At 71.9% G+C, this 23,605-nt stretch carries 23 protein-coding genes and 1 pseudogene; 16 read left to right on the top strand and 8 right to left on the bottom strand.

Annotated features, from left to right (window positions below; all coding sequences use genetic code 11):
* Positions 1-118: 118 nt before the first annotated feature.
* Complete coding sequence (locus tag ACZ5AJ_RS10910; RefSeq protein WP_464134234.1) at positions 119-910, bottom strand: metal-dependent hydrolase; 792 nt, start codon at positions 908-910, stop codon at positions 119-121.
* Positions 911-1,270: 360 nt separating this feature from the next.
* On the opposite strand from ACZ5AJ_RS10910, the gene glsA reads away from it, so the two are divergent.
* The 3 genes from glsA to ACZ5AJ_RS10895 are packed head-to-tail and all read left to right on the top strand — an operon-like array spanning position 1,271 to position 4,690.
* On the top strand, positions 1,271-2,236 hold the full coding sequence (glsA, locus tag ACZ5AJ_RS10905) for a glutaminase A (RefSeq protein ID WP_464134232.1): 966 nt from the start codon (positions 1,271-1,273) through the stop codon (positions 2,234-2,236).
* A 58-nt stretch (positions 2,237-2,294) separates the two neighbouring features.
* Positions 2,295-3,125, top strand: a complete 831-nt coding sequence (locus ACZ5AJ_RS10900; RefSeq protein ID WP_464134229.1) for a DUF5926 family protein — start codon at positions 2,295-2,297, stop codon at positions 3,123-3,125.
* Positions 3,122-4,690 (top strand): glycosyltransferase, encoded by a 1,569-nt coding sequence (locus ACZ5AJ_RS10895; RefSeq protein WP_464134227.1) that lies wholly within the window; start codon positions 3,122-3,124, stop codon positions 4,688-4,690. Before ACZ5AJ_RS10900 ends, ACZ5AJ_RS10895 begins: the two co-directional genes overlap by 4 nt.
* A 54-nt stretch (positions 4,691-4,744) precedes the next feature.
* On the opposite strand, the gene ACZ5AJ_RS10890 is transcribed toward ACZ5AJ_RS10895, so the two are convergent.
* Entirely contained in the window at positions 4,745-6,865 is a 2,121-nt protein-coding gene (locus ACZ5AJ_RS10890; protein ID WP_464134224.1) for a hypothetical protein, read from the bottom strand.
* Between the two features lie 174 nt (positions 6,866-7,039).
* Between ACZ5AJ_RS10890 and ACZ5AJ_RS10885 the strand changes: the two genes are divergently transcribed.
* From ACZ5AJ_RS10885 to ACZ5AJ_RS10865, 5 genes are all read left to right on the top strand, one after another.
* Positions 7,040-8,032 carry a hypothetical protein gene (locus ACZ5AJ_RS10885; RefSeq protein ID WP_464134222.1) on the top strand — a complete coding sequence of 331 codons (993 nt, stop codon included), beginning with the start codon at positions 7,040-7,042 and terminating at the stop codon, positions 8,030-8,032.
* Entirely contained in the window at positions 8,029-8,481 is a 453-nt protein-coding gene (locus ACZ5AJ_RS10880; RefSeq protein WP_464134219.1) for a GntR family transcriptional regulator, read from the top strand. The genes ACZ5AJ_RS10885 and ACZ5AJ_RS10880 overlap by 4 nt, the downstream gene beginning before the upstream one ends.
* Position 8,482: 1 nt before the next feature.
* Complete coding sequence (locus tag ACZ5AJ_RS10875) at positions 8,483-9,070, top strand: GNAT family N-acetyltransferase (protein WP_464134217.1); 588 nt, start codon at positions 8,483-8,485, stop codon at positions 9,068-9,070.
* 176 nt (positions 9,071-9,246) lie between these two features.
* Positions 9,247-10,230, top strand: coding sequence for a prephenate dehydratase (pheA, locus tag ACZ5AJ_RS10870; protein ID WP_464134213.1), 984 nt, complete (start codon positions 9,247-9,249; stop codon positions 10,228-10,230).
* A gap of 71 nt (positions 10,231-10,301) precedes the next feature.
* Positions 10,302-10,712 (top strand): GntR family transcriptional regulator, encoded by a 411-nt coding sequence (locus ACZ5AJ_RS10865; RefSeq protein WP_464134210.1) that lies wholly within the window; start codon positions 10,302-10,304, stop codon positions 10,710-10,712.
* 24 nt (positions 10,713-10,736) lie between these two features.
* On the opposite strand, the gene ACZ5AJ_RS10860 is transcribed toward ACZ5AJ_RS10865, so the two are convergent.
* Positions 10,737-11,888: a diacylglycerol/lipid kinase family protein gene (locus tag ACZ5AJ_RS10860; RefSeq protein ID WP_464134206.1), complete on the bottom strand. Its 1,152-nt coding sequence runs from the start codon at positions 11,886-11,888 to the stop codon at positions 10,737-10,739.
* A gap of 61 nt (positions 11,889-11,949) precedes the next feature.
* Here ACZ5AJ_RS10860 and serS point away from each other — a divergent pair, with 61 nt between their 5' ends.
* Positions 11,950-13,212, top strand: coding sequence for a serine--tRNA ligase (serS, locus tag ACZ5AJ_RS10855; protein ID WP_464134204.1), 1,263 nt, complete (start codon positions 11,950-11,952; stop codon positions 13,210-13,212).
* 7 nt (positions 13,213-13,219) lie between these two features.
* On the opposite strand, the gene ACZ5AJ_RS10850 is transcribed toward serS, so the two are convergent.
* Positions 13,220-14,488 carry a hypothetical protein gene (locus tag ACZ5AJ_RS10850; protein ID WP_464134200.1) on the bottom strand — a complete coding sequence of 423 codons (1,269 nt, stop codon included), beginning with the start codon at positions 14,486-14,488 and terminating at the stop codon, positions 13,220-13,222.
* A 202-nt stretch (positions 14,489-14,690) separates the two neighbouring features.
* Here ACZ5AJ_RS10850 and ACZ5AJ_RS10845 point away from each other — a divergent pair, with 202 nt between their 5' ends.
* Positions 14,691-15,821 carry an HAD family hydrolase gene (locus ACZ5AJ_RS10845; protein WP_464134198.1) on the top strand — a complete coding sequence of 377 codons (1,131 nt, stop codon included), beginning with the start codon at positions 14,691-14,693 and terminating at the stop codon, positions 15,819-15,821.
* 16 nt (positions 15,822-15,837) lie between these two features.
* Here ACZ5AJ_RS10845 and ACZ5AJ_RS10840 read toward each other — a convergent pair whose 3' ends face one another.
* From ACZ5AJ_RS10840 to ACZ5AJ_RS10825, 4 genes are all read right to left on the bottom strand, one after another.
* A complete protein-coding gene (locus ACZ5AJ_RS10840; protein WP_464134195.1) occupies positions 15,838-17,247 on the bottom strand; it encodes an MFS transporter in 1,410 nt (469 codons plus the stop codon).
* A complete protein-coding gene (locus tag ACZ5AJ_RS10835; RefSeq protein ID WP_464134192.1) occupies positions 17,244-17,894 on the bottom strand; it encodes a GntR family transcriptional regulator in 651 nt (216 codons plus the stop codon). The genes ACZ5AJ_RS10840 and ACZ5AJ_RS10835 overlap by 4 nt, the downstream gene beginning before the upstream one ends.
* Positions 17,895-17,956: 62 nt before the next feature.
* Complete coding sequence (locus tag ACZ5AJ_RS10830) at positions 17,957-18,919, bottom strand: NAD(P)H-quinone oxidoreductase (protein WP_464134189.1); 963 nt, start codon at positions 18,917-18,919, stop codon at positions 17,957-17,959.
* A gap of 35 nt (positions 18,920-18,954) precedes the next feature.
* A complete protein-coding gene (locus tag ACZ5AJ_RS10825) occupies positions 18,955-19,575 on the bottom strand; it encodes a TetR/AcrR family transcriptional regulator (RefSeq protein WP_464134186.1) in 621 nt (206 codons plus the stop codon).
* Positions 19,576-19,672: 97 nt separating this feature from the next.
* On the opposite strand from ACZ5AJ_RS10825, the gene ACZ5AJ_RS10820 reads away from it, so the two are divergent.
* From ACZ5AJ_RS10820 to ACZ5AJ_RS10795, 6 genes and pseudogenes are all read left to right on the top strand, one after another.
* A complete protein-coding gene (locus ACZ5AJ_RS10820) occupies positions 19,673-20,335 on the top strand; it encodes an HXXEE domain-containing protein (protein WP_464134182.1) in 663 nt (220 codons plus the stop codon).
* A gap of 209 nt (positions 20,336-20,544) precedes the next feature.
* On the top strand, positions 20,545-21,318 hold the full coding sequence (locus ACZ5AJ_RS10815) for an ABC transporter ATP-binding protein (protein ID WP_464134178.1): 774 nt from the start codon (positions 20,545-20,547) through the stop codon (positions 21,316-21,318).
* A complete protein-coding gene (locus ACZ5AJ_RS10810; protein WP_464134176.1) occupies positions 21,315-21,521 on the top strand; it encodes a hypothetical protein in 207 nt (68 codons plus the stop codon). Before ACZ5AJ_RS10815 ends, ACZ5AJ_RS10810 begins: the two co-directional genes overlap by 4 nt.
* A 78-nt stretch (positions 21,522-21,599) precedes the next feature.
* Entirely contained in the window at positions 21,600-22,628 is a 1,029-nt protein-coding gene (locus tag ACZ5AJ_RS10805; protein WP_464134172.1) for an ABC transporter permease, read from the top strand.
* A 9-nt stretch (positions 22,629-22,637) separates the two neighbouring features.
* Entirely contained in the window at positions 22,638-23,096 is a 459-nt protein-coding gene (locus ACZ5AJ_RS10800) for a hypothetical protein (RefSeq protein WP_464134168.1), read from the top strand.
* Positions 22,978-23,454: pseudogene (locus tag ACZ5AJ_RS10795) on the top strand (histidine kinase); the annotation flags it as partial. The gene ACZ5AJ_RS10800 and the pseudogene ACZ5AJ_RS10795, both read left to right, overlap by 119 nt.
* Positions 23,455-23,605: the final 151 nt, after the last annotated feature.

The following is a 23,605-nucleotide window of genomic DNA, read 5'->3' as shown; positions in this document are numbered from 1 at the left end:
GTGGTCGTCTCGCCCGCCCGTGGTCGAGCAGTGTCCGTCTACCGCCGCTCGCGGCGCGCTCGAGCGGCGGTAGACGGACACTGCTCTGGCGCAGACGTCTCGTTCTGGCGGGGATGCCTCAGCTCGGCGAGGAGAGCGCGAGGAGTGCGTTCGGCGAGGCGAAGAGGGTGGTCAGCACCGTGATGGAGCCGTAGACCGTCAGGAGGGTGCACAGCAGCCATTCCCGGGCGGAGCCGGCGTCGCCGAGGACCGGCAGAGCGATGTCGCCGCTGCGCTGCCAGAGGTCAGAGGCCATCCTCTTCGGGGGCTTCAGGACGAGAGGCCAGGTGGGGAAGGGGATCCCGTCGGTCGTGAGGAGGTCGCCGACCAGATGGGTCAGGCAGCCGACCGCGACGGCGGCCGGCAGCCAGAAGGCCGTGTCGGGGGCGATGACTGCGATCACGAGAGCGGCGATGATGCCCACGATCCAAGGGAGCACGGGGCCGTCGACCATCTTCAGCGCACGGGTCCCGATGGCGCACATGGCTCCCACCAGCAGGGCGGCCCCGGTCTGGACCTCGCCGAGCACGGGAAGGCGCAGGGTCCAGTCCACGGTGTTCACCAGCATCGCGATCCCGGTGAACACGGCGACAGCGAGGAGCGTGTGGGTGGCGCCGCGATGTCCGGCGAGGGAGCCGATGGTGCGGGTGATCGCCTTCGTGATGCCCCCGCCGGAGCGGGAGATCGTCGCACCGGGGTGGTCGATGTCGGGCAGCAGCGCCGCTCCGGTGGCGACGACCGCACCCGAGATCACCTGCCCGCTGTCGAGGTCCCACAGGCCGAGCCCGATGGGATGCCCGAGCACCTGCACCGAGCCTGCCAATGCCATCCATGCGGCCGTGCCGCTGATCGCGTGGTGTCCGCCCATCATGGGCATCGTCCTCCTCGGGAGTCTGTCGATCGTGCCCCCACCAGGGGAAGGTCGCGGGTGTAACCGCTGGTGGGACGCAGGACGTCGCCAGGAAGGAGGGGCCGTCGGAAGGGTACTGGTGGGGTCTGACGGCCGAGGCGCGTCGGATGCGGCGCAGGCGTGGGGAGGCGCAGCTCCGAGGCGCGGATCACAGCCCATGGCGACCACCGGCCACGGCAGCAGGTCAGCGGGGCGGCGACCGCGGACTGCGTCGGCGGTGCATCGAGCGCGCTGGGGCGATGCACCGAGCGTGCTGGGGCGATCGCACCTGGCCCGCTGGGACGGTTGCGCGGTGCCGCCGGGTCTGGGAGCGTCGGCGGCGTGAAGAGTGCGCTGACCACCTATCTCGAGCGCCTGGCCCAGGTGCTGTCCGCCGCCGACGACGATGGGGAGATCCCTGATCTCGCCCGGCTCTCGGGTGCGCGCGACGACCACTTCGGAGTCGCGCTGTGCTCGGTCGACGGGGAGATCACCGCCGCGGGCTCCGACCACGCCTTCCCGGTGCAGTCGATCTCCAAGGCCTTCGCCTATGGAGCGGCCATCGACCTGCATGGTCTGGACTACGTCACCGATCAGGTCGATCAGGAGCCGACGGGAGAGCAGTTCAACGCTCTGAGCCTCGACCCGGTGACCCGTCGACCGAAGAACCCGCTGGTCAACATCGGTGCGATTCGCACGCATGCGATGCTCGGCCCCACCCAGGACGAGCGCACGCAGCGCCTGAGGGCGGTCATGGACGCGGCCGCCGGGCATCGGCTGGACCTCCATGAGCCGACGCGGGCCTCGGAGGCGAAGGTCTCGGACCGCAACCTCGCCCTGGCGCACATGCTGAAGGCGGCCGGGTCCATGGACGAGGATGCTGAGGAGGTGGTCGACGGGTACATCGTCGGCTGCGCCGTCCTCGCCACCGTGCGGGATCTGTCGGTGATGGCGGCGACCCTCGCCTCGGGCGGCACCTGCCCCCTGACCGGCGAGGAGGTGCTCTCCCGGGTCGCCGCGCGTCAGGTGCTCTCGGTGATGCTGACCTGCGGTATGTACGACAACGCGGGCGACTGGGTCAGCGACGTCGGCCTGCCGGCGAAGTCCGGTGTCGCCGGAGGGATCATCGCGGCGCTCCCGTCCCGCTTCGGCATCGCCACCTATGCTCCGCAGCTCGACGCGCACGGCAACTCGGTGCGCGGGACCTGGGCGTTCGAACAGCTCAGCACCGACTTCGCCCTGCACATGCTCGATGGTGTCGAGCCGCTGGATCTCGAGCGCCGCGCCCGCACGCTCCTGGAGGTGTGAGCACGACGGGTCCCTCCACCTCGCGCGGGCGAGGGCCCTGCCTCGGTACACTTCCCGCATGACTTCCGCCTCCAGCAACGACCTGGTCCGTCGCCCCTTCGAGGGCCTGCCCAACGAGCGCGACCTGGTCGCGATGCGGCAGCTGATCCCGGCGGCGACGATGGCCGCGCGGACCACCGCAGAGCACGGAGGCGTCGACGTCGTGCTCGCGACGATCCTGCCGATGGCCTGGCCGGCGGTGCGCCGCTCCGACGGTTCGATCGCCCTGGGCATCCAGGCCAGCTACCCCGGCGGCGATCTCTCCCGCGCACTCGGCCAGGCCCTCCTGCAGGCGCTCGGCGCAGAGGCCGGCACGCCGGTCACCGGCGTCCAGCTGAGCGCGGACTCCCCGCGTCTGCAGGATCTGCTGGACCTCGAGGGCGACTTCGCGATCGAGGTGCACTCCACCTTCGACTTCTGGGTCGATCCGAGCGCCGAGCGGACGGGTGAGGTCGAGGCCGCGATCGCGCAGGCGAACGAGTCGATCATGCCGACGGCTCCGGTCGAGGGCCTCCCGCACGCCTACTGGGTCGACGCCGGCCCGAAGGAGCATCTGCGCTGGGTGCTCGACGCCGACGAGGATCGGGTCATCGACGCCGTCGCCCGGCTCCACGCCCGTCGCGAGTCGGCGATCGGCGAGGGCACGAAGTACGTCGGCTCCTTCCGTGCCGAGGGCATGACGATCCCTGTGTGGGATCTTCCCTCCGGGTACGGCGCCGCGGGCGTCGAGGCGGAGGCCGGGGCGTTCCGTTCCCGCTTCGAGGAGGCGCTCACGACGGATGAGCCGCTGACTGCGCTCGAGCGGCGCACCCGCGGCGGCATCGTGGCCCGCCAGGTGACGCTGCGATGAGCACGGCGGGGCCGTCGGCCGCAGAGCGACCCGAGCGGGTCGCGGTGGTGATCCCCGCCAAGAACGAGGCGGAGCGCATCGAGGCCACCATCCATGCCGCGCGGGCGATCCACGGGGTCGACCTCGTCGTGGTGGTCGACGACGGCTCCACCGACTCCACCGCGGCGGTCGCGATGGGTGCGGATGCGCTCGTCGTGCGCCACCGCACCAATCGCGGCAAGGCGGCGGCGATGGCGACGGGGGCTCAGCTGGTAGCTCTGCGGGAGGAGGCTGAGCGCGCCGACGGCGGCGATGAGTTCCGCGAGGAGCTGCACGCGGAGCCTCGCGTGCCCGGGCACACCGGTCCTCTCCCGGTCATCCTCCCCGACGGCGACGCCCCGCACGCCCTGCTCTTCCTCGACGCTGACATGGGGGAGTCCGCCTCGGCCGCGCAGCCTCTGGTCGACGCGGTCCTCGAGGACGGCGTCGACATGGCGATCGCGCTGCTGCCGCCGCAGGATGGCGCGTCCGGGATGGGCCTCGTCGTGCGGACCTCCCGCAACGGGATCGAGCGCGCGACGGGGTGGGCCCCGGTCCAGCCCCTCTCGGGGACCCGGTGCATCACTCGCGAGGCCTGGGAGGAGTGCCAGCCCCTGGCGTCAGGCTGGGGCGTCGAGACGTCGCTGACGATCGATGCGCTCACCGCGGGCTTCTGGGTCAAGGAGATCGAGTGCGACCTCCACCATCGCGCCACCGGACGAGATCTGCGCGGTCAGCTGCATCGGGCGGCGCAGCTGCGCGACGTGCTGCGCGCGCTGGCGCGCCGTCGTCACCTCGCCCCGCCCGAGCCCGACTCTGAGGCCGAAGCCGAAGCCGAAGCCGAAGCCGAAGCCGAAGCCGAAGCCGAAGCCGAAGCCGAAGCCGAAGCCGAAGCCGGGGCCGAGGCCGGATTCGAGATCGAGGCCGGGACCGACGGATCGGACGCGCCCGACGGGCCGGGCGCGAAGCGCGACGAGCCCGCTGCTCCCAGCGCCGCAGATGACGCCGATGCCGACGCGGGTGCGGCCGACGACGCGGGTGCGGCCGACGACGGAGAGGCGGCCGACGACCGGGGCGCGGCCGACGCGGAGGATGACCGTGAGACCTCGGCGTGGACCGTCGTCTCCGACGATCCTGAGGAGCCGATCGCGAGTCTGCATCCGGCCGACGACGAGCACGACCGCGAGAGGCTGCGCATGCAGCTGACGGACCTGCCGGTCGACGGCGAGTTCAGCGAGGAGCAGGCCACCCACCTCGAGGACACCGATCTCGCCGCCCTCGATCGGGCGCTGAGGGCGCTCCCCGTGGACGGCAGCTTCGCCCCGGATGACATCGCCTATCTCGCCGGCACCGATCTGTCCGAGCTCGCCGAGCGCCTGCGGACGGCCCCTGTCGAGGAGCCCTTCGACCCGACGCAGGCCGTCATCATCGCCTCGCATCTCGACCTGCCGCATCCTGAGCTGCCGCGGGCGATCCGTCCGCCCCTCACGGCCGACGAGTACACCTCGCTCGTCGTCCACGCCGCCGTCGAGGCCGAGAACTCCTGATCAGCAGCTGATCAGGATCGGACCAGCCCCCACCGGCCCACGATCGGCCGCTGATCATCCGGTGGTCGCGGCGGTGCCCCGGGATCCGTCGTCGGCAGATCCGGCAGATCCGTCGTCGAGAACTCCGTCGTCGGCAGGTCGGCCGTCGGCCGGTCCGTCCTGGAGCTCCGCAGGCGTCGGGATCGCCGCCGGCAGCAGGGCGAGCCATACCCCGAGCATCGCCGCGATCAGGACCGGGCCGGTGTCGTTGACGGCGTAGCCCAGCCAGCCGCCGGCCACCAGGGCGATCCGGACCGAGTACGAGGCGGGATGGGCGGCATCCAGCGCGGCGAGCCGGCGCAGGTGGAGCCGCTTCGGCATCAGCACCGCGATGGACAGCACGACGGTCGCGATCAGCACGAGCCCGAGCGACCAGTAGCCGGTGGTCATCGCGACGTTCTGCGCGAGCTTGCGGATGATCACCGAGAACAGCTCGCCCGAGAGGAGCTCGTCGATGAAGCGGCCCAGATGGGTGCGGTCCTCGGCCGGTCGCAGCCAGTCCAGGAAGGACACGCCGAGCACGGCGACCGCGCCGGCGGCGCACAGAGCGAGGACGTGCCAGGGTCGCAGCCGGATCCCGGAGACCAGCAGGGCGAGCAGGCCGAAGGTCGGGATGGTGGCGAGCATCGAGCCGAAGTCGGCACCCATCGACGGGGCCACGCACACCGCAGCGACCACGGCTCCCACGGCGATCGACCAGATCACTCGGGCCCGTCTCGAGGTCACATGGGTGAACAGGCACAGCAGAGCCATCAGCGAGGCGGCGAGGACCAGGCCGAACAGGTGGTTGGAGAGCCCGTAGAAGCGCCCGCCGGAGATCGGCTGGGCTCCCAGCGGCGAGGACAGCTGGAACCGGGACCCGGTCGCGGACTCGCCCAGCACGATCAGGGCGATCAGCGCGGCGGAGACGCCGATCGGGCCGAACCGGGAGCGCCGCCAGGGGCCGAGCAGCACCACGGCCGAGAGGATCAGGCAGCCTGCCCAGACCGTGCCCGCGAGCGCGAGCGTCGGATGGTCGGCGCGCCACCAGGGCACGATCGAGGCGATCAGGCCGACGGGCAGGGCGAGCGGGGCGACCGTCGCGAGCGCCCTCCCGACGGCCGCGAGCCGGGGCCGACGTGCGAGCGGCGGCACCAGCAGGATCACGAGGCCGACGACGCCGAGGACGAGGAAGGAGCCCAGCGCCGGCACGGTCGCGGAGTCCACCAGGGAGGCGGCCTCGGAGCGGTCGACGGCGAGCTGCTGGGGATCGTCGCTGTCGACGCCGCGGAACGGCTCGCCCGTGACCAGTCCGTCGGCGTCCGCGTCGTAGGAGTCCAGCACCGTGGCGACCACGTCGGTCAGCATCACGATCCCGTTCTGCTTGGTCGATCCCGTGGTCAGTGCCTGCCCCTCGAGAGCGGAGTCCATGGCGACCTGCAGTCCGACGGTGCGGGAGGCGACCGCTCCGGTGGACTCGACCTGATCCGGATCCTCCGGATCCGTCGCCGCGACGGAGACCAGCAGAGTGCGGGGGAGATCGGCGGCGTCGCAGCCGCCGGCGGCGTCGAGCACCGTGCCGACGGTCTCGTCGAGGGCTGAGAGGGACTTCCCTCGCGCGGGGTCGTCGTGGTCGGCGACGGAGCCGAGATCGATCTGCACGATCGAGCCGGAGTCCAGGGCCGCGGTGATCTCGTCGGCGGCGGTGACGCCCTCCCCAGCCCCGGCGTCGGTCGCGTCGATCTGCACGGTCTGCACCGGCAGCTGCGCCCACTGATCCGTCGCCGGGGAGGGGATCCCGCTGGTCCGCGGCGCGGTCTCTGCGAGCCCCCGATAGCCGGAATGTATGGTCTCCAGGCCCTGCCGCTTGGTCGAGACGACGGTCGTGGAGGTCGTGTTCATCGCGCCGATGCCGGAGCGGTCCGCCAGGCACTGCAGGTTCGGGGTGCTCTCCTCGGAGATGTCGTCCCAGTTCAGGCCTGCAGTGGTGAGGACCATCCGGACGGGGGAGGATGCGGTCCCGTTGTCGTCGGCCTGTGCGGAGAGCATCGACAGCGGCGCCAGGAGCAGGGTCGCGAGTACGGCGAGCACCGCGAGCAGCAGCGCATGCCGCGGTCGGACGGTCCGGGGCACAGGAAGGCGGCGCGGCTCGGGCATGATGTCGATGGTACGGGGGCGGGTGTGAGGAGGTGGTGATGGACTCGTGGCGGCGGAGGAGAGGTGCCGCTGACGCCCCTGACGATCGCTGGGGCCGCTTGTGTCAGGTGCTTGACACAGAGTGACGATGGTGGCATTGTGTCGCCCATCCGGTACAAGATGTGCCGCTCCTGCATGCATCGTGAGGTCCTCGTGCCCGTCCTGCTCCCCCTGCTCCTCCTGGTCCTCGGTGCGATCGTGCTTCTGGGGTCCGTCACCCTCCTCCTCGTGGCCGGAAGGCTCGGCGTCGATCGCACCGGTCTGCACAGCGGTGCGCTCATCGCGCGCTGGACCGGCCTGATGCTGGGCATGTGCGGTGTCCTCGTCGCCGGAGGCGCAGGAGCCGGGCTGGGCGCGGACGGAGGTCTGCTCGGGTACGGTGCCGCCGCGGCGTTCGCCCCGGCCGTCGGCGCCGTGCTGCTCGCGCTCGCCGTGGGAGCAGGGGAGCTGACCCTGCCCGCTCGCCTCGACGACGGACGACGCACCGCCTCCCTCGTGCCGCGCACCCTCGGCGCCGTCGTCCCGCGGCGCGCTCGAGCCATCGCGGCGATCGTCCTCGGCCATCTGCTGGCGACCACGATCGTGCTGGGGACGATGGCGCTCGACGGCCGCGCCTACGAGTCCTACCGGGTCGAGGTCGACGGCACCGTCCAGCGCTCTGTCTCCACTCCTTTCCCCGGCTGGTGGTACACCGCCCCCATGTGGGCGGGACTGCTGGTCGCCCTCGCCGTGAGCCTCGTGGTCGTCGTCGTCATCGTGCGACGCCGGCCCTCCGGAGACGCTCACGACCTGCGTCTGCGCCGGTGCTCCTCGACCTCGGTGCTCGGCGGCATCACGCTCGCGACCGCCGTCGCCCAGATCGCGGTGTCCGCTCTGGCCGCAGGGCGGATCGCCGGCGGAGCAGCTGTCGGACTGCTGCAGGGCAGCGAGCGCAGCGCGCTCGTGTACGCCGTCCTCAGCGTCGCCGTCGGGCTCTTGTCCCTGCTCACGGGCCTCGTGATGGTGGTTCTCCCCGCCATCCTGCTCGGGCCGCCCCGTGCGACGCGGTCGGGATCGGAGGCTGCGGACGACTGGAGCGGATCCGCTGGCGGGCGCTCTGCACAGATCAGCCCGCAGGCGGCGCGATGAGCGACATCGTCGTCGATCTCACGGATCCGACACCGCCGTTCGAGCAGGTCAGACGGGCCATCGCCGAGCGGATCCTCAGCGGAGAGCTGCGGGAGGGCGACCGCCTGCCGAGCATCCGCGCGCTCGCCTCCGACCTCGGACTCGCACCGGGGACGGTCGCGCGAGCCGTGAAGCTGCTCGAGGAGGCGGGGCTCGTCGTCACCCGTCGGGGCGCGGGCACCCGTGTCGCTCCGGGTGCCGGGGATGCAGAGCCTGTGTCGTCCGCGTCGCCCGGTCGAGAGCTCCTCGCGATGATGGACGACGCCGTGGCGGCCGCCCGCGAGCTCGGTTTCAGCGATGTCGAGATCGGCGCCGCCGCTCGCGCCGCGCTGAAGCGGCCGAAGGCCCCGTCGGCGGGGTCGGCCCGTGCGGTCGGCCGGGGGCCCGGTGCGTCGGAAGGGAGGCGCTGAGATGACAGCGGCTGGGCCCTGCCTGCTTCTCGAGCAGCTCGGCCCGCGTCACGGCGCTGCGATCCTCGCCGGGCAGGACGAGGCGCTGGCCCGGGAAGTCGTCGGCGGGCGTTGGGAGCCTGAGAGCCTGCGGGAGTTCCTCGAGCGGGCCTCGCGCTGGGGCGACGACGGGCCCGTGCGGGAGGTCGCCGCGGTGGTCCCCGATGCCGAAGGGACGGCGCTGGTCGGAGGAGGGGGCATCACCAGTCTCGGCCCGGGTCTCGAACGAGGTGAGGCGTCGCTGAGCTACTGGCTCCTGCCCGCGCACCGCGGATGCGGCCTCGGGCCGGTTCTCGCCGCCCGGCTCGTCGACCTCGCCCGGGCCGACGACCGCATCGGCACGCTCGTGCTGCGCATCTCTCCCGACAACGCCGCCTCGCGGGCCGTCGCCCGGAGCCTCGGCGCCGGTCCTGTCGGCCGCAGCGAGCGCCATCCCGCCGACGCAACCCGTCGCGTCGATCGTTGGGAGCTGTCGGTGCGGTCGAGCCCGTCCGACGACCTCCGGCGCGCCCCGCACGATGACGGACGCCGGCTGCGCCCCCGGGGATGAGCATGCAATGAGCATGCAGGGGTGCGCAGATGTGGCGTGCACGGGGGCCGCGGTGAAGCGGCGCCGTCAGGATCGGCGACCGGCCCAGGCCCTCGCGTTCGGCCGGGCGACTGCCGGGCCGCTTCGTCCTGCGGACGGTCGGGTCGTCCTCACGCCCTGGCGATACCCTTCGTCCCATGCGGTACGGATTCCTGGGCCCCGAGACGACCTTCACCCATCAGGCGCTGCTGCAGGCGCTCGCCGAGGTGCCCGAGGAGTTCGCTCAGCGGGACGCGGAGATCGTGCCCTTCACCGCCGTCGCCACCGCAGCCTCCGATCTGCTCGCCGGGGACATCGATGCCCTCATGGCGCCGATCGAGAACTCGGTCGAGGGCGGGGTGTCCGGGACGCTCGACGTGCTCGCCGCGACCGATGAGATCACCATCGTCGCCGAGCAGATCGTGCGGATCACCTTCGTGCTGGCCGCTCGTGAGGGGACGGCCCTCGAGGACGTCGAGGTGGTCTCCTCGCACCCTCATGCGCAGGCGCAGGTCCAGGGCTGGATCCGCGCGCAGCTGCCGGACGCGCAGGTCGCGACCGCGTCCTCGACCGCAGCCGCGGCCCGTGACCTCGCCGCGCTGGCCCCCGAGGAGGCGAGGGGACGCGCCGCCGTGTGCTCGCCGCTGGCAGCCCAGCACTTCGGGCTGACCGTGCTCGCCGAGGGCATCGAGGACAACGAGGGCGCCCAGACGCGCTTCGTGCTGGTCACGCGCGAGGGACGGATCCCCGCGCGAACCGGGGTCGACAAGACCACGATCGTCATCCAGCTCCCGCACAACCGCTCCGGCGCGCTGCTGGAGGCGCTCGAGCTGCTCAACGCGAACGGCGTGAACATGTCGCGGATCGAGTCCCGCCCGATCGGGGACTTCCTGGGCCGGTACTCCTTCTCCATCGATCTTGAGGGACATATCGAGGACCGTCGGGTCGCGGCGGCGCTGCGCGGTCTCCATCGCGTGTGTCCGGTCGTGCACTACCTGGGCTCCTATCCGCGGGCCGATGGAGAGGTCGCCGATATGCGGGAGGACTTTGCGGACGACGCCTACGACGCCGCTCATGCCTGGGTCGACCAGCTCACCGGCATGGTCACCCCGGAGGCCGGCATGGTCACCCCGGAGGGCTGAGCACGGCGGGGGAGGGCCCGCGCAGCAGCAGCGGATGCCGCTGGAGCACGATGTGGCTCTAGTGTGTCGCCATGAGCTCTGCGATCCCTCCCTTCGAACAGGTCCGACGCGAGATCCTCGACAAGGTCCGGTCGGGGGAGCTGCAGCCGGGCGACCGCCTACCGGCGATCCGTGCCGCCGCCTCGGAGCGCCGCCTGGCGGCGGGCACCGTCGCGAAGGCCTACAAGATGCTCGAGGAGTGCGGCGTGATCCTCACGCGCCGCGGCTCCGGCACGACGGTCGCCCCGGACGCGGTCGCGGCCGCTGAGGAGCAGTCCGCGGTGCTCGCCCGCGAGAGCGGGGGAGGGGCCGACGAGGGGCTCGTCGAGCTGTTCGCGGCACCGGTCGAGGCGGCGCTCGATCGGGGGCATGAGGCTGCGACGATCCTCGCGTCCGTCCGCGAAGCGCTCGCCGAGGTGCAGAAGCGGCAGAAGCGCGGGTGATCGGCAGCCGCCGGTGGTCGGCTGCTATCCCGCCCTCTTCGCGGGAACCCGCATCAGGAGCGCTCCGGCGTCGACGCGGGCGATGATGTGCGTGGATCGGTCCTCGGTATCGCCGTCGAGCTGGACCGGCTGAGGCTTGGCCGTGGTCACGCGCACCTCGGAGACCATCCCCTTCTCCATGGTCGCCAGCTGCGGGTAGGTGGGGGCGTGGGGGTTGACGAGCTTGGCGGCGATCTGGCTCAGGCCCGCGGCGCCGCGCCAGGAGAGGGCGAGGATCTCGAGCTTCCCGTTGGAGGCGTCGGCGTCGGGCATGAGCACGATCCCGGCCGGCAGCTTCCCGACGTTGCCGATCAGGACGGTGCGGACCTCGAGATCCTGCGTGCGACCGGGGACCATCTCGACGCGGGCGTCGAAGCTGCGGCCGATGATCCGGCTCAGCCCCGGGATGACGTAGGCGGGCCAGCCGATCCGCTTCTTCATGGTCGGATCGGTGGCGCCGATGATCTCGGCATCGGCCCCGACTCCAGCGATCACGAGGAAGGGCTGCGCCTCGGCCTGCTCGGTGAGGGCGAGGGAGGTTCCGGTCCGCATCCAGCCCATGTCGACGCCGCGGTCCTCGCCCTCGAGGGAGACCCGCAGAGCCTTCTCGAGATCGCCGAGAGGGATGTCGAGGTTGCGTGCCATGAGGTTGCCGGTCCCTACGGGGAGGATGCCCATCCGCACCCCGGAATGGGCGAGCGCGGCGGCGACCATCCGCACGGTGCCGTCGCCGCCGGCGGCGATGACCAGGTCGGCGTCGTCGTCGAGCGCAGCGAGCGCCTGCCCGTAGCCGGCGTCCTCGCGCGTCGTGTCGTGGAAGGTCAGCTCGACGCCGGCGATCCGTTCGGCGATCTGCCGGAGCCGCTCCCGGAAGGCGTCGGGATCGTCGTGCTTGGAGGGGTTCATGACCACGGCCACGTGCTGGAAGCCCGGACGGTGGTCCTGCCCGTCGGAGCCGCCCCTCCCGTCGGCGCTCAGGGCGGCGCTCGTGCTGCGACGCAGCTCGTCGGAGTCGCGGCGCAGGGCCTGCAGCTCTGCGCGGTGCCGGGTGAGGGAGGTCAGGACGACCACCAGAAGCGCGACGGCGATCACGCTCAGGGCGATCGAGACGATCGTGAGGACGGCACCGAGATCCATGGCCACAGAGTACTGAGGGGCCGGGGCCGACGGCGGGTGCACGCGCAGGTACCCTGGTGCAATGATCGATCTGCGGCAGCTGCGCGAGAACCCCGACCTGGTCCGTGACGCACAGAGGGCGCGTCGGCGCGACCCTTCCACGGTCGATGCCGTCCTCGCGGCCGACTCCACCTGGCGAGAGGCCACGGCGGCCTTCGAGTCCGCTCGCGCCGAGCAGAAGTCCTTCGGCAAGAAGGTCGCACAGGCCTCGGGCGAGGAGAAGCAGGCGCTGCTGGCCGAGGTCAAGGAGCTCGCCGCGAGCGTGAAGCGGCTCGAGGCGGAGGCCGCCGAGGCGATCGCGGCCCGCGACCGGGCGCTGCGGGCGATCCCGAACGTCGCCGAGGGTGCGCCCGAGGGTCTCGAGGAGGACTTCGTGGTCCGCGAGACCGTCGGGGAGATCCCGAGCTTCGATTTCGAGGTCAGGGATCACCTGGAGATCGCTGAGGGGCTGAAGGCCATCGACATGGCGCGGGGCGCGAAGGTCTCCGGTGCCCGCTTCTACTTCCTCACCGGCGTCGGCGCCCAGCTGGAGCTCGCGATCCTCAACGCGGCGATCGACCAGGCCACGAGGGCCGGCTTCACCCCGATGATCACCCCGACCCTGGTGCTGCCGGAGTCGATGGAGGGCACGGGATTCCTCGGCGAGCACGCCGACGAGGTCTACCACCTCGACAAGGACGACGACCTGTATCTCGTGGGCACCAGCGAGGTGGCTCTGGCGAGCTATCACCGTGACGAGATCCTGGATCTCTCCGACGGCCCCATCCGCTATGCCGGGTGGAGCGCCTGCTACCGGCGCGAGGCCGGCAGCTACGGCAAGGACACCCGCGGCATCATCCGCGTCCACCAGTTCCACAAGGTGGAGATGTTCAGCTACTGCCGCATCGAGGACTCCTATGCGGAGCATGAGCGGCTGCTGGACTGGGAGCGCCAGATGATGGCGACGATCGACGTGCCCTACCGCGTGATCGACACCGCCGCCGGCGATCTGGGAACCTCCGCCGCGCGCAAGTTCGACTGCGAGGCGTGGGTCCCCAGCCAGAGCACCTACCGCGAGCTCACCTCGACCTCGAACACCACGCAGTTCCAGGCTCGCCGTCTGAACATCCGCGAGCGCACCGAGGACGGCCTGCGCCCGGTGGCCACGCTCAACGGGACCCTCGGCACGACCCGCTTCATCGTCGCGGTCCTCGAGAACCATCAGCAGGCCGACGGCTCCGTCGTGGTCCCCGAGGGCCTGCGTCCGTATCTCGGCGGCCGGGAGGTCTTCGAGCCGGTGCGCTGAGGGCGGTTCACGCGGCCGCACGGCTGAACGTGCCCTCCTCGAGGTCGCCGTCGGGACCGGCGGCGACCTCGCGACGGGCGATCGACCAGTGGCACAGCTGCGCGCCGGTCCCGGCCCCTCCGCTCGCACCGTCGGCGCCGCCCGAGTCCTGCTCGGGTGCGGTCGGGGGCGGGGCGAGGGAGTCGAGCACATCGGCGGCGTCGGCGCGGGTGCGGTGCACGGAGATGTGGAACGGCCAGGCGCCGGCGGCGACCGTCAGCACCCACAGTCCTCGCGGATCCGGAGCGGTCGCCCCGAAGGACAGCACATCGAGCTCCTCCCGCTCCTCCCAGGGAGGCTCGAACGCCCAGGCGCGGTCGTCCTCGCCGAAGGGGTCCAGCGGCCCGTCCCCCGTCCAGCGCTCCCTCCGCCAGATCGGGTCGGAGGGGTCGAGCATGCCGGACAGGTCGTCGTCCTCCGGCAGATCGTCCTCCCAGCGATCGTCCTCCCAGCCGGTGCCATCCCCCTCGCACGTGCCGGGGGGATCGTCGGGCACATCGTCGAACGGGCCGAGCACCGGCGGCCAGCTCCAGTCGCTCTCGAACGCCCCGAGCAGCGGCTGCGAGGGATCGCGACGCCCCGGCCCGGTGGAGCCTCGGCCGTGCGGACCGGTGCCGCCGCCGTCCGCGCCCCAGTGATCAGGCAGCAGGGATCGCGACAGCAGGAGCCCCGGGGTGCAGCCCATCCGCTCGGCGACCTGACGCCGGGAGCGGGCGAGGCCGATGTAGACGCAGCGGTCGGCGATCTCGTGCTCCCTCGCTCGGACCGAGCGCGCGATGGCCGGAAGCGTCTCCCTCCCGTTGAGCCAGGCCTCCTCGAGCCGGTCGTCGAGCGCGGAGTCGAAGTATGCGCGGGCTCGTGCGGCATGCCACGCCCTGGCGCGGGACTCCCAGTCCCAGCGCGGGTCCACCAGCACCTCCGCCGTCAGAAGTGCCAGCCAGTTGCGACGGCGGCCGAGTGCGAGCTCGTCGTCGGGATGGGCGATCAGGCACACCGCGCGAGTGCGCAGCGCCGCAGGGGAGCGACCCAGCGCGCGGGCGAGCTCATCCAGGGGCATCTGCTCGCGCAGTCCCTGGACCAGCAGCAGATAGTCCTCGGGGTACCAGGGGGTGCCGCCCCGGCGGGTGATCCGGCTCCCCGCTCCGACGGGCGGTGCCGCGCTCCGACGCTGCTGGACCAGCGCGTCCGCATCCAGCACGCCGATGCCGATCGTCTCCGCCGATGCTGCTCCTGCCATCCCGCCTCCTGGCTCGTTCCCTCGTCGATGCTCAGACAGTAGGGACCCGGGCGCGCGTCAGGGCGGGTCAGCGCACTGGTGTGGAGAACCACCTGCTGGGGAGGAGCACGGCAGCGGTACCCTCGTGGTCGGAGCCCCGCACGGCGGAGGGGACCGGCGCGAGGACGGACGCGGCGCACAGCGCGGCCGAGGAGGAGACGACGTGCAGGCAGAGTCGGGCAGGATCATCGACGCCGACGAGCTGGTGGCGGGAGCGCCCCGGCGCGGAGGGCGCCTCGCCCGGTGGCTGGCCCCGCTGCGTCGTCTGCGGTTCACCCGGACGTCGGACGTCGCTGGAAGACTGGCTCGCATGGCCACCGATGCGACGCTCACCGACTCCACCGCCACGGACAGCCCCGTCAGCACGGACAGCCCGGCCAGCACAGGCAGCCGCTCCGCAGGCTCCGTCGACTCCGGTCCGGGGATCGCCGGCATGGTCTCGTCGGTCACCGCCGCCGAGGCGGCCCGGAGGAACCTGCACGATCGGCTCGCCGCCCTCGGGGACGACGCCCTGCTGATCGGTCTCGACGTCGACGGCACGCTCGTGGACCACGACGGTGCGATGACCGAGGCGATGCGTGAGGCACTGCGTCGCGCCGCCGACCGGCACACCGTCGTCATCGCCACCGGCCGATCGATCGGAGCGACCGTCCCCGTGGTCCGGGCGGCGGGGGTGGAGCACGGCTTCGCGGTGTGCTCCAACGGTGCGGTGACGCTCGAGATGGACCCGTCGGCCCCGCAGGGCTACCGCGTGATCGACACCCGCACCTTCCAGCCGGGGCATGCCCTGGCGACCCTGCGCGAGGTCGCGCCGGATGCGCATTACGCGGTCGAGACCGCCGATGGCGGCTTCCACGCGACCGCCGGCTTCCAGGACGCCAGCTTCGGGGTCGAGGCCGCCGAGTCCGATCTCGACCAGCTGATGGGGCTCGAGGCGGTGCGCGTGGTCGTGCACGTGCCGGACCTGACCCCGCAGGAGTTCAGCGAAGTGGTCGCCCAGTCCGGCGTCCACGGCGTCGAGTACGCGATCGGCTGGACCGCCTGGCTCGATATGGCCGCCCCCGGCGTGTCCAAGGCGACCGCTCTGGAGACTGTCCGCGCGCGCCTGGGCATCGACGCGGCCCGCACCGTCGCCGTGGGCGACGGCTTCAACGACACGGAGATGCTCGCGTGGGCGAGAGTCGGTGTGGCGATGGGACAGGCTCCGCAGGGGGTCAAGGACGCGGCCGACGCCGAGACGCTGTCGGTCTACGAGGACGGCACGGTGCTGGTCCTGGACCAGCTCACCTCCTGAACCGTGGGCACCCGGCTCAGCGCCGGGGCCCGGGGAGGTGCTTCGACCAGGCCGACGCCACGATCGCCAGGCAGACCGCCGCGAGGACGGCGCCGATGCCGAACAGCACCGTGTACGGGACCGCGATGGACAGCGCCGCGAAGATCATGGGGATGAAGAACCCGAGGTAGGCGACCGAGTAGTAGACGGCGGTGAGACCGGCGAGGTCCTCGTCGTCGGCGATCCGCTGCACCTCGCTGAGGCCCGCGACGAGGGCCAGCCCGTACCCCATGCCCATGATGGCCGCGGAGAGCAGGCCGATAGGCAGGTCCAGCGTCGCCGCGGCGATCGCTCCGAGTACGACGCCGACGGTGATCACCGCCATCGCGATCACCGAGGCCCGTGCGGAGCGGTGGGTGTCGATCCGCTTGCCGATCACCTGGATGCCGGCGCCGCACCCGAGGGTCAGCGCGGTCATCAGCCCGGAGAACGCGATGGGCAGGCCGCGCGCGCTGTCGATCAGCAGCGAGGGCAGGACAGCATAGGCGGCACCAGCGCACCCGAACACCCAGGGGGCCACCGGCAGCACGACCAGGAGGAAGCGCCGGTGCGCGGCGCTGGGCACGCGCAGCAGCGAGAGCAGCCCCTTCAGGCCGTGGCGGCGCGGTGCGCTCTCCCTCCCCGTGCCCGCTGCATCCTGCGGACCGGCCTGCGGCCCCGCCGACCGGGACTCGCCCGCGGCCGCTCTGCCGAGGACGCGGGTCTCGGGTGCTCGCAGCACCCAGATACCTGTGACGGCGGTCAGGACCATGTGCAGGGTGTAGGCGGTGCCCGTGGGCCAGGGCGCCCACTGGGCGAGGACGGCGGCGACGCCCGCACCGACCAGGAAGCCGCCCGTCAGCGAGAGGGAGGCGCGGCGGGGACCGGCACCGACATCGGCGCCGGAGGCGTCCGAGAGCTCCTTGATCCAGGCGGTGCCCACCGCCATCACGAGGCCGAGGGCGAGCCCGCACAGGATCCGCCCGACGGCCATGACCACCGGCGAGCCCGGAGTGAGGGCCAGCAGCAGCGATCCGGCGAAGGACAGCGGAGCCGCGGGGATCATCAGGGTGCGTCGCCCGTGGAGGTCCGACAGCGGGCCTCCCAGCAGCAGCGCGGGGACGATGCCGAGGATGTAGGCGGCCAGCAGTCCGTCGACGACGATCGCCGAGAAGTCGCTGACCTGCCGGTACATCACGAGCAGCGGGGTGAACTCATTGCCTCCCCAGGCCACGGCCACCATCGCCGCGGCGACCGGGACCCAGGCCCGTCGGCCGACGGGGCGCGCGCCGGGAGAGACGGGTGCGGCAGTCGGGACCTGCGCGGGTGCCGGGACGGGTGCGACGGTCGCGACCGGGGCGGTGTCCTCGTCGGGGATGACGGGGACCGGGGCGGTGGCCGTGCTCATGAGAGCACCTCGCGGGAGAGCGCCAGATGCTGGTCGAGCTCGGCGAGGTAGCCGTCGGCGTCGGCCTCCCGCAGCCTCTCGAGCATCCGATGATGGTCCGCCACGTACTGGGCGGCGCGCCCGAGATCGCGCTGCACGGTGTGGGCGATCAGGCGCTCCTGACGCTCGCGCAGAGTGACCGCGAACGCGGTGACCAGGGAGTTCCCGGCGCCGGCGACGATCTGCTGATGGAAGCGGGCGTCCTGGAGGGAGTAGCCCGCCAGGTCCGCTGACTCGATCGCCGCATCCTGCTCGACGAGGATCGCGGCGAGCGTCCCGACCACGCGTGCGCGTTCGGCCGGAGGCAGCGCGCAGATGCTGCGCGCGGCATGCGCCTCGACCATGCGTCGGGCATCGAGGACGTCCTGCGCCTCGCCGGCGGCGACGGGGCGCACCAGTGCACCGCGCTTGGGGTAGAGGGTCAGCCACTGCTCGGCCTGGAGCCGCAGGAACGCCTCGCGGACCGGCGTGCGGGAGAGCCCGGTGGCCTCGGAGATCTCCCCTTCGGTGATCATCGTCCCGCCCTCGAGCTCACCGGCCAGGATGCGCTCCTTGACGTGCGCGTAGACGCGGTCGGCGGCGGGAGGGGGAGCAGCGGGAGCGATCATAGATACATGATGCATCTATGTTGTGGTCGGGGCCAATCGCCCTCCGGGCGGTGATCCGATCGTCACATCGGCGCAATGGCGGGAGGTGCGGGCGCGACCTCGAGGACGACCTTCCCGAGGTGCCCGCCGCGACGCAGGATGGCGTGCGCCTCGTCGGCCCGATCGAGGGGGAGCCGCGCCTGGATCGGGATCTCCAGGCGACCCGACTCGAGCATGGGCCAGACGATCCCGCGAGTGCGCTCGAGGATCCACTGCTTGTCGGCGACCGCGCGCGAGCGCAGCGTCGTGCCGATGACGCGGGCGCGCTTGGCCATGAGCATCCCGATCGGCAGGTCGCCGCTCGCGCCGCCGAGCGTCCCGATGATGACCAGCCTCCCGTGCTCGCGCAGCATCGCCACGTTGTCGGCGAGCATCGATCCGCCGACGACGTCGAGGATCACGTCGGCGCCTCCAGCGGACGCCACGGCCTCCCGCAGGTCCGTCGTGCGACGGTTCCAGGCGCGGTCGGCGCCGAGGCCGCGCACCTCGTCGACCGCCTCATCGGATCCGACGACGGCGAGGACCCTGGCGCCGAGCTCGCCGGCGATGCGGACGGCCGCAGTGCCGACGCCGCCGGTGGCGCCATGGATCAGCACCGTCTCGCCGGCGTGCAGGCCGGCCTCGATCGCGAGGTTCGAGATGACCGTCGCGCAGGCCTCGATGATCCCCGCCGCGTCGACGGGGTCGGCGCCGGCGGGAAGCGGGAGCAGCTGACCCTCGGGGACGGCGGCCACCTCGGCGTACCCGCCGCCGGCGAGAAGCGCAACCACCGGCTCGCCGGTGTCCCGTCGTCGGCCGGAGACCTCCAGCCCTGGCAGGGGGGAAGCGCCCGGTGGCGGGGGATAGGAGCCCGCGACCTGGGCGAGATCGGCGCGGTTCACGCCCGCGGCGAGGACGTCCACGAGGATCTCGCCCTCGGCGGCGACCGGCTCGGGGAGCTCGACGAGCTCGAGCGTGCGGTCCTCGGTGATCTGCAGGGCGCGCATGCGCATCTCCTCGCGTCGGTGCCGGTACCGGGATGTCAGGCGGGCTCGGGCGCCCGGTGGCCGCCCCGGACCTGTGCTGTGAGGGCCGCGCGCAGGGCATTGGGGTCGGGCTCCTCGCCGAGTGCCCCGTGGTCGATGATCCATCCGGTGATGAGGCTGGTCGCCGATCGGTAGATGGCCTCGACCTCGGCCGGGCTCGGCCCGTCGGCCGCAGCGGCGAGAGGCTCGACCGCCGCCAGCACGGCTGCCCTCCGACGCTCCTGCAGCGTCCTGTACATCGGCTGGAGCTCGGGGTCGCGCGCGGCCTCGAGGGCGAACTCCGCTCCCAGGCGCAGCATCCTCGCGTCGGAGGTCGCGGCGGCGACGCCGATGTCGATGATCGTCCCGATCGCTCGCTCCCAGGGCTCGTCGGCCGACGGGGCGGCCGTCCGGAACCGCTCGCTCACCTCGCCGAAGTCCTCTGCCAGCACCTCGGCGAGCAGCTCGTGCTTCGAGGCGAAGTTCGAGTAGACGGCGCCCTTGGTGTAGCCGGCGCGCTCGGAGATGCTGCGGAGGCCGGAGCGGGCATAGCCCCGCTCGAGGAACTCCTCCCGTGCTGCGCGCAGGAGGTTCCGGCGCACGTCGGCGCGCCGGGGTCGGATGCGGTCGGAGGTCATGGATCCAGTCTGGCACGCTGTTCGGGACCCGCTCAAGACCAGTAGTACTGAAATGCTGTAGTGTGCCGGTTCAGTCAGGGAGAACGGAGCAGGAGAGATGCACGCTGTGATCGAGGCATGGCTGTCCATCTGGATCTCTGTGCTGGCGGCGATCGGGGTCATCCTGACCGGCGTCCTGGTCGCCAGGTGGAAGCAGTGGGACTGGTTGAACCGCCTGGGGACCTTCGCGATCATCGTCCTGGTCCTCCACGTCTGGGAGGAGTGGGTCGTCCCCGGAGGCTTCCACTACATCTACAACCTGGGCTCGGACCACCCCGATCGGTATCCGATGAGCGAGCTCACCGACATGATCACCAACTTCGGAGCGGCGATGCTCGGCGTCGTCGTCCTGATCCTCTGGGGCTTCGGGGTCTCCGCAAGCATCGCGATCGCGCTGTTCAGCCTCTTCGAGGTCATCGTGCACGTGCTGCTCGCCTTCCAGTCCCATGCGGAGTTCGCAGACGCCGGGCAGAGCATCATCTACGCACCGGGCCTGGTCACCGCGCTGCTGGGGTTCCTCGTCGTCTTCATCGGCTATCTCGTGCACTTCATCAGGAGCAGGACGGTGCCCAGGGTCGGGCAGTGGGCCCGCGGCCTCATCGCGATCGTGGTGGGCAGCCTCCTTCTGGTCCAGCTGCCCGAGCTCCTGCTCAAGGACGAGGACTCCCCCTATCCGTTCCCGGACGACGGCTACTACGAGCAGTTCCTCCACCAGTCCTGAGTGCGTCGGACGCTGACCTCCGCCGTCATGCCGCAGGCGACCTCGTCGTCGTGCCACCGCAGCGGATGAGTGTGCGGCACCGGACGTACCACCAGCGCAGTACGCGAGGTGCACCCGTGGGCGGGACGCGCCGATCCCGCGCTGAGACTTGACTGGGGGACATGGTCACGAGCGCGCGCACGGCGTGCACGATCATGGAAGGAGATCCGATGACCACCCCGCTCCTGCAGGTCCAGGACCTGCACAAGACCTATGGTCGAGGCGAGACCCGCTTCGAGGCGCTCACGGGAGTGAGCTTCGACGTGCAGCGCGGCGAGTCCCTCGCGATCGTCGGCAAGTCCGGCTCGGGCAAGTCGACTCTGATGCACCTGCTCGCGCTGCTCGATCAGCCCACCAGCGGCCGGATCCTGCTGGGCGGCGAGCCTGCGGGTGGGCTGCGCGGCCGCGAGCTCAACCTCACCCGCAATCGCACCTTCGGCTTCGTCTTCCAGCAGTTCTTCCTCACGGCCGACGCCACCGTGCTCGAGAACGTGGTGCTCCCCCTGAAGATCGCCGGCGTCGGGCGCGCCGAGCGTCGACGTCGGGGGATGGCCGTCCTCGAGCAGCTGGACATGGCGGACAAGGCGAAGAACAGGGCCACCGCCCTCTCCGGAGGGCAGAAGCAGCGCGTGGTGATCGCCCGCGCCCTGGTCAACGACCCCGAGGTGATCTTCGCCGACGAGCCCACGGGCAACCTCGACTCGGCCACAGGCGAGGTCGTCGAGGACATCCTGTTCGGCCTCAACCGCGAGCGCGGGATCACGCTCATCGTCGTCACGCACGACGACGACCTCGCCGCCCGCTGCGATCGCCGCGTCCAGATCCGCGACGGCCGGCTCGTCGCCGAAGGATCCGATCACGATCCGGATCCGTCGGACCGCAGCGGTCGTCCCGCAGAGGCCGACGGCGCCGGCTCCGAGGCCGCGCAGGGGGTGGCGGCATGAAGGCGCTGGACATCCTCGCCTCGGCGGTCTCCAACACCTTCCGAGGGCGGACGCGGACCCTGCTGACGGTGCTCGCGATCTTCGTCGGCGCCTTCACGCTGACCATCACCACGGGACTCGGCACCGGCATCAACCGGTACATCGACACGACGGTCGCGGAGATCGGCGCCGAGGACGTCATGACCGTCGCGCACCAGGGGTAGGACTCCGAGGAGGACGGGCCGCAGGAGTACGATCCCTACGCCGTCGAGGCGAGCGCCCAGGTCGGTCCCTGCACGGAGATGCCCGCCTCGGGGACGACGACGATCGATCCCATCACCGAGGACGATCTCGACACGATCGCCGCGATCGACGGGGTGCTCTCGGTCGAGCCCTCCAAGCAGGTCTCCGTCGACTATGTCCAGCACGATGACGGCACCCGGGACTCGATCTCCGTGGGCTCCTTCGTCCCGGGCATGGAGGTGCAGCTCTCCGCGGGCGAGCAGCCCGACCTGTCCAGCGATGATCCGCAGGTGGCCATCCCCGAGGAGTACGTGGAGGCGCTCGGATTCGAGTCCGACGACGAGGCGCTCGGGAGCACGGTGACCTTCGGCGTCACGGATCGCACCGGGACCGAGCGCACGGTGACCGCCGAGATCGTCGGCATCTCCGAGGTCGGCCTCGCGGCCACCGAGAGCGCCTCCCCGAACACCGCGCTGACCGATGACCTGTACGACGCCCAGATGACCGGTGCGCCCGACGGCGAGGCCGACGTGTACAGCGCGGCGACCGTCCGCTTCGACCCCGACCAGGGGGACGATGCGACCCAGGCCCTCAAGGACGATCTGGAGGACGCAGGGTTCACCGCGACCACGGTGGACGACCAGATCGGTCAGTTCCGCAGCTTCTTCGACGTCATCGTGCTGATCCTCAACGCCTTCGCGGTCATCGCCCTGGTCGCAGCGGGCATCGGCATCGTCAACACGCTGCTGATGTCGGTGCAGGAGCGGACCCGCGAGATCGGTCTGATGAAGGCCATGGGCATGGGATCGGGCAAGGTCTTCGGACTGTTCTCGACCGAGGCGACCTTCATCGGCTTCCTCGGCGCGGGTCTCGGCGTCAGCGTCGGAATGCTGGTCGGATCGCTGCTCGGCGACGCGCTCGCCACGTCGATGTTCTCCGATCTGCCCGGCCCGACGCTGATCGCCTTCGATCCGCTCTCCATCGCCGGTATCGACGCGCTCGTGATGGCGATCGGACTGGCTGCCGGCAGCATCCCCGCAGCGCGAGCGGCGAAGCAGGACCCGATCGCGTCCCTGCGCTATGAGTGAGGTCTCGCCATGAGCGAGCCGGCCGCATCGAGCGACCCCGCCGGCCGGGGCGGCCCCGCCGTCCAGAGCGGTTCCGCCGCGCTGGACGGCGGGGCCGTGCTGAGCGGGTCCGGCCGCGGTGCGCATCCGCCCCATCTGCCCGACCGGGCCTGGGACCTGCTCGTCGTCGTCGTCGTGCTGGTCGTGGCACTGGCTCCGTACAACGTGCCGGGCGAGGGGCTGGCCCGTCCGGCGGTCCTGCAGCATCCGGGTGGAGCAGTCGCCGTCGCGGCTTCGCTGGTCGTGCTCCAGCTGCGGCGGCGCTTCCCGATGGCCGCCTTCATCGGCTGCGGGGTGGCGCTCGTCGCCGGTGCGGCCATGTCAGGGAGCACACTGCCCTTCGTCCCCGCGGCGGCGATCGCCGCCTTCGGGATGGCTCAGAGGCTGCCCCGTCGCCGGGCGGCGATCGCTGTGGGGTGGCGCTCGTGATCCTGATCTCCTTCGAGGTCGACGCGATCCATGCCGCGGGCCTCGATCCGCGACTCATCCCCGCTCCGGCGGTGATCGCCCTCGGGGCGGCGGCCGGGGACGGTTCCCGCTCCCGGCGCGCGTACGTGCAGGCGCTCGCGGAGCGTGCGGAGCTCCGGAGCGGGCGGAGGCCGGGCGGGAGGCGGAGGCGCGCAGCCGGGTGGCCGAGGAGCGGCTGCGGATAGCCCGCGACCTGCACGACACCGTCGCCCACCAGATCGCGGTGATCAACCTCCAGTCCAGCGTCGCCTCGCGCGCCATCGCCGAGGGGCGCGAGCCCGACCTGGTCCAGGCACGGGACTCGCTGGACACCGTGGGCAGGGCGTCGCGCGGCGTGCTGCGCGAGATCCGCGAGCTGCTGTCCGTGCTCCGCACCGGGCCCGACGACGACGCGCCGACCTCGCCGCAGGCGGGCCTGGCCGACCTCGACCGTCTCGTCGAGGAGTTCTCGACGGCCGGCCTCGCCGTCG

It is taken from the genome of Brachybacterium zhongshanense, from assembly GCF_055385755.1.
The sequence above is the reverse complement of the archived record's forward strand: the minus strand, read 5'-3'. Positions and strand labels throughout refer to the sequence as shown.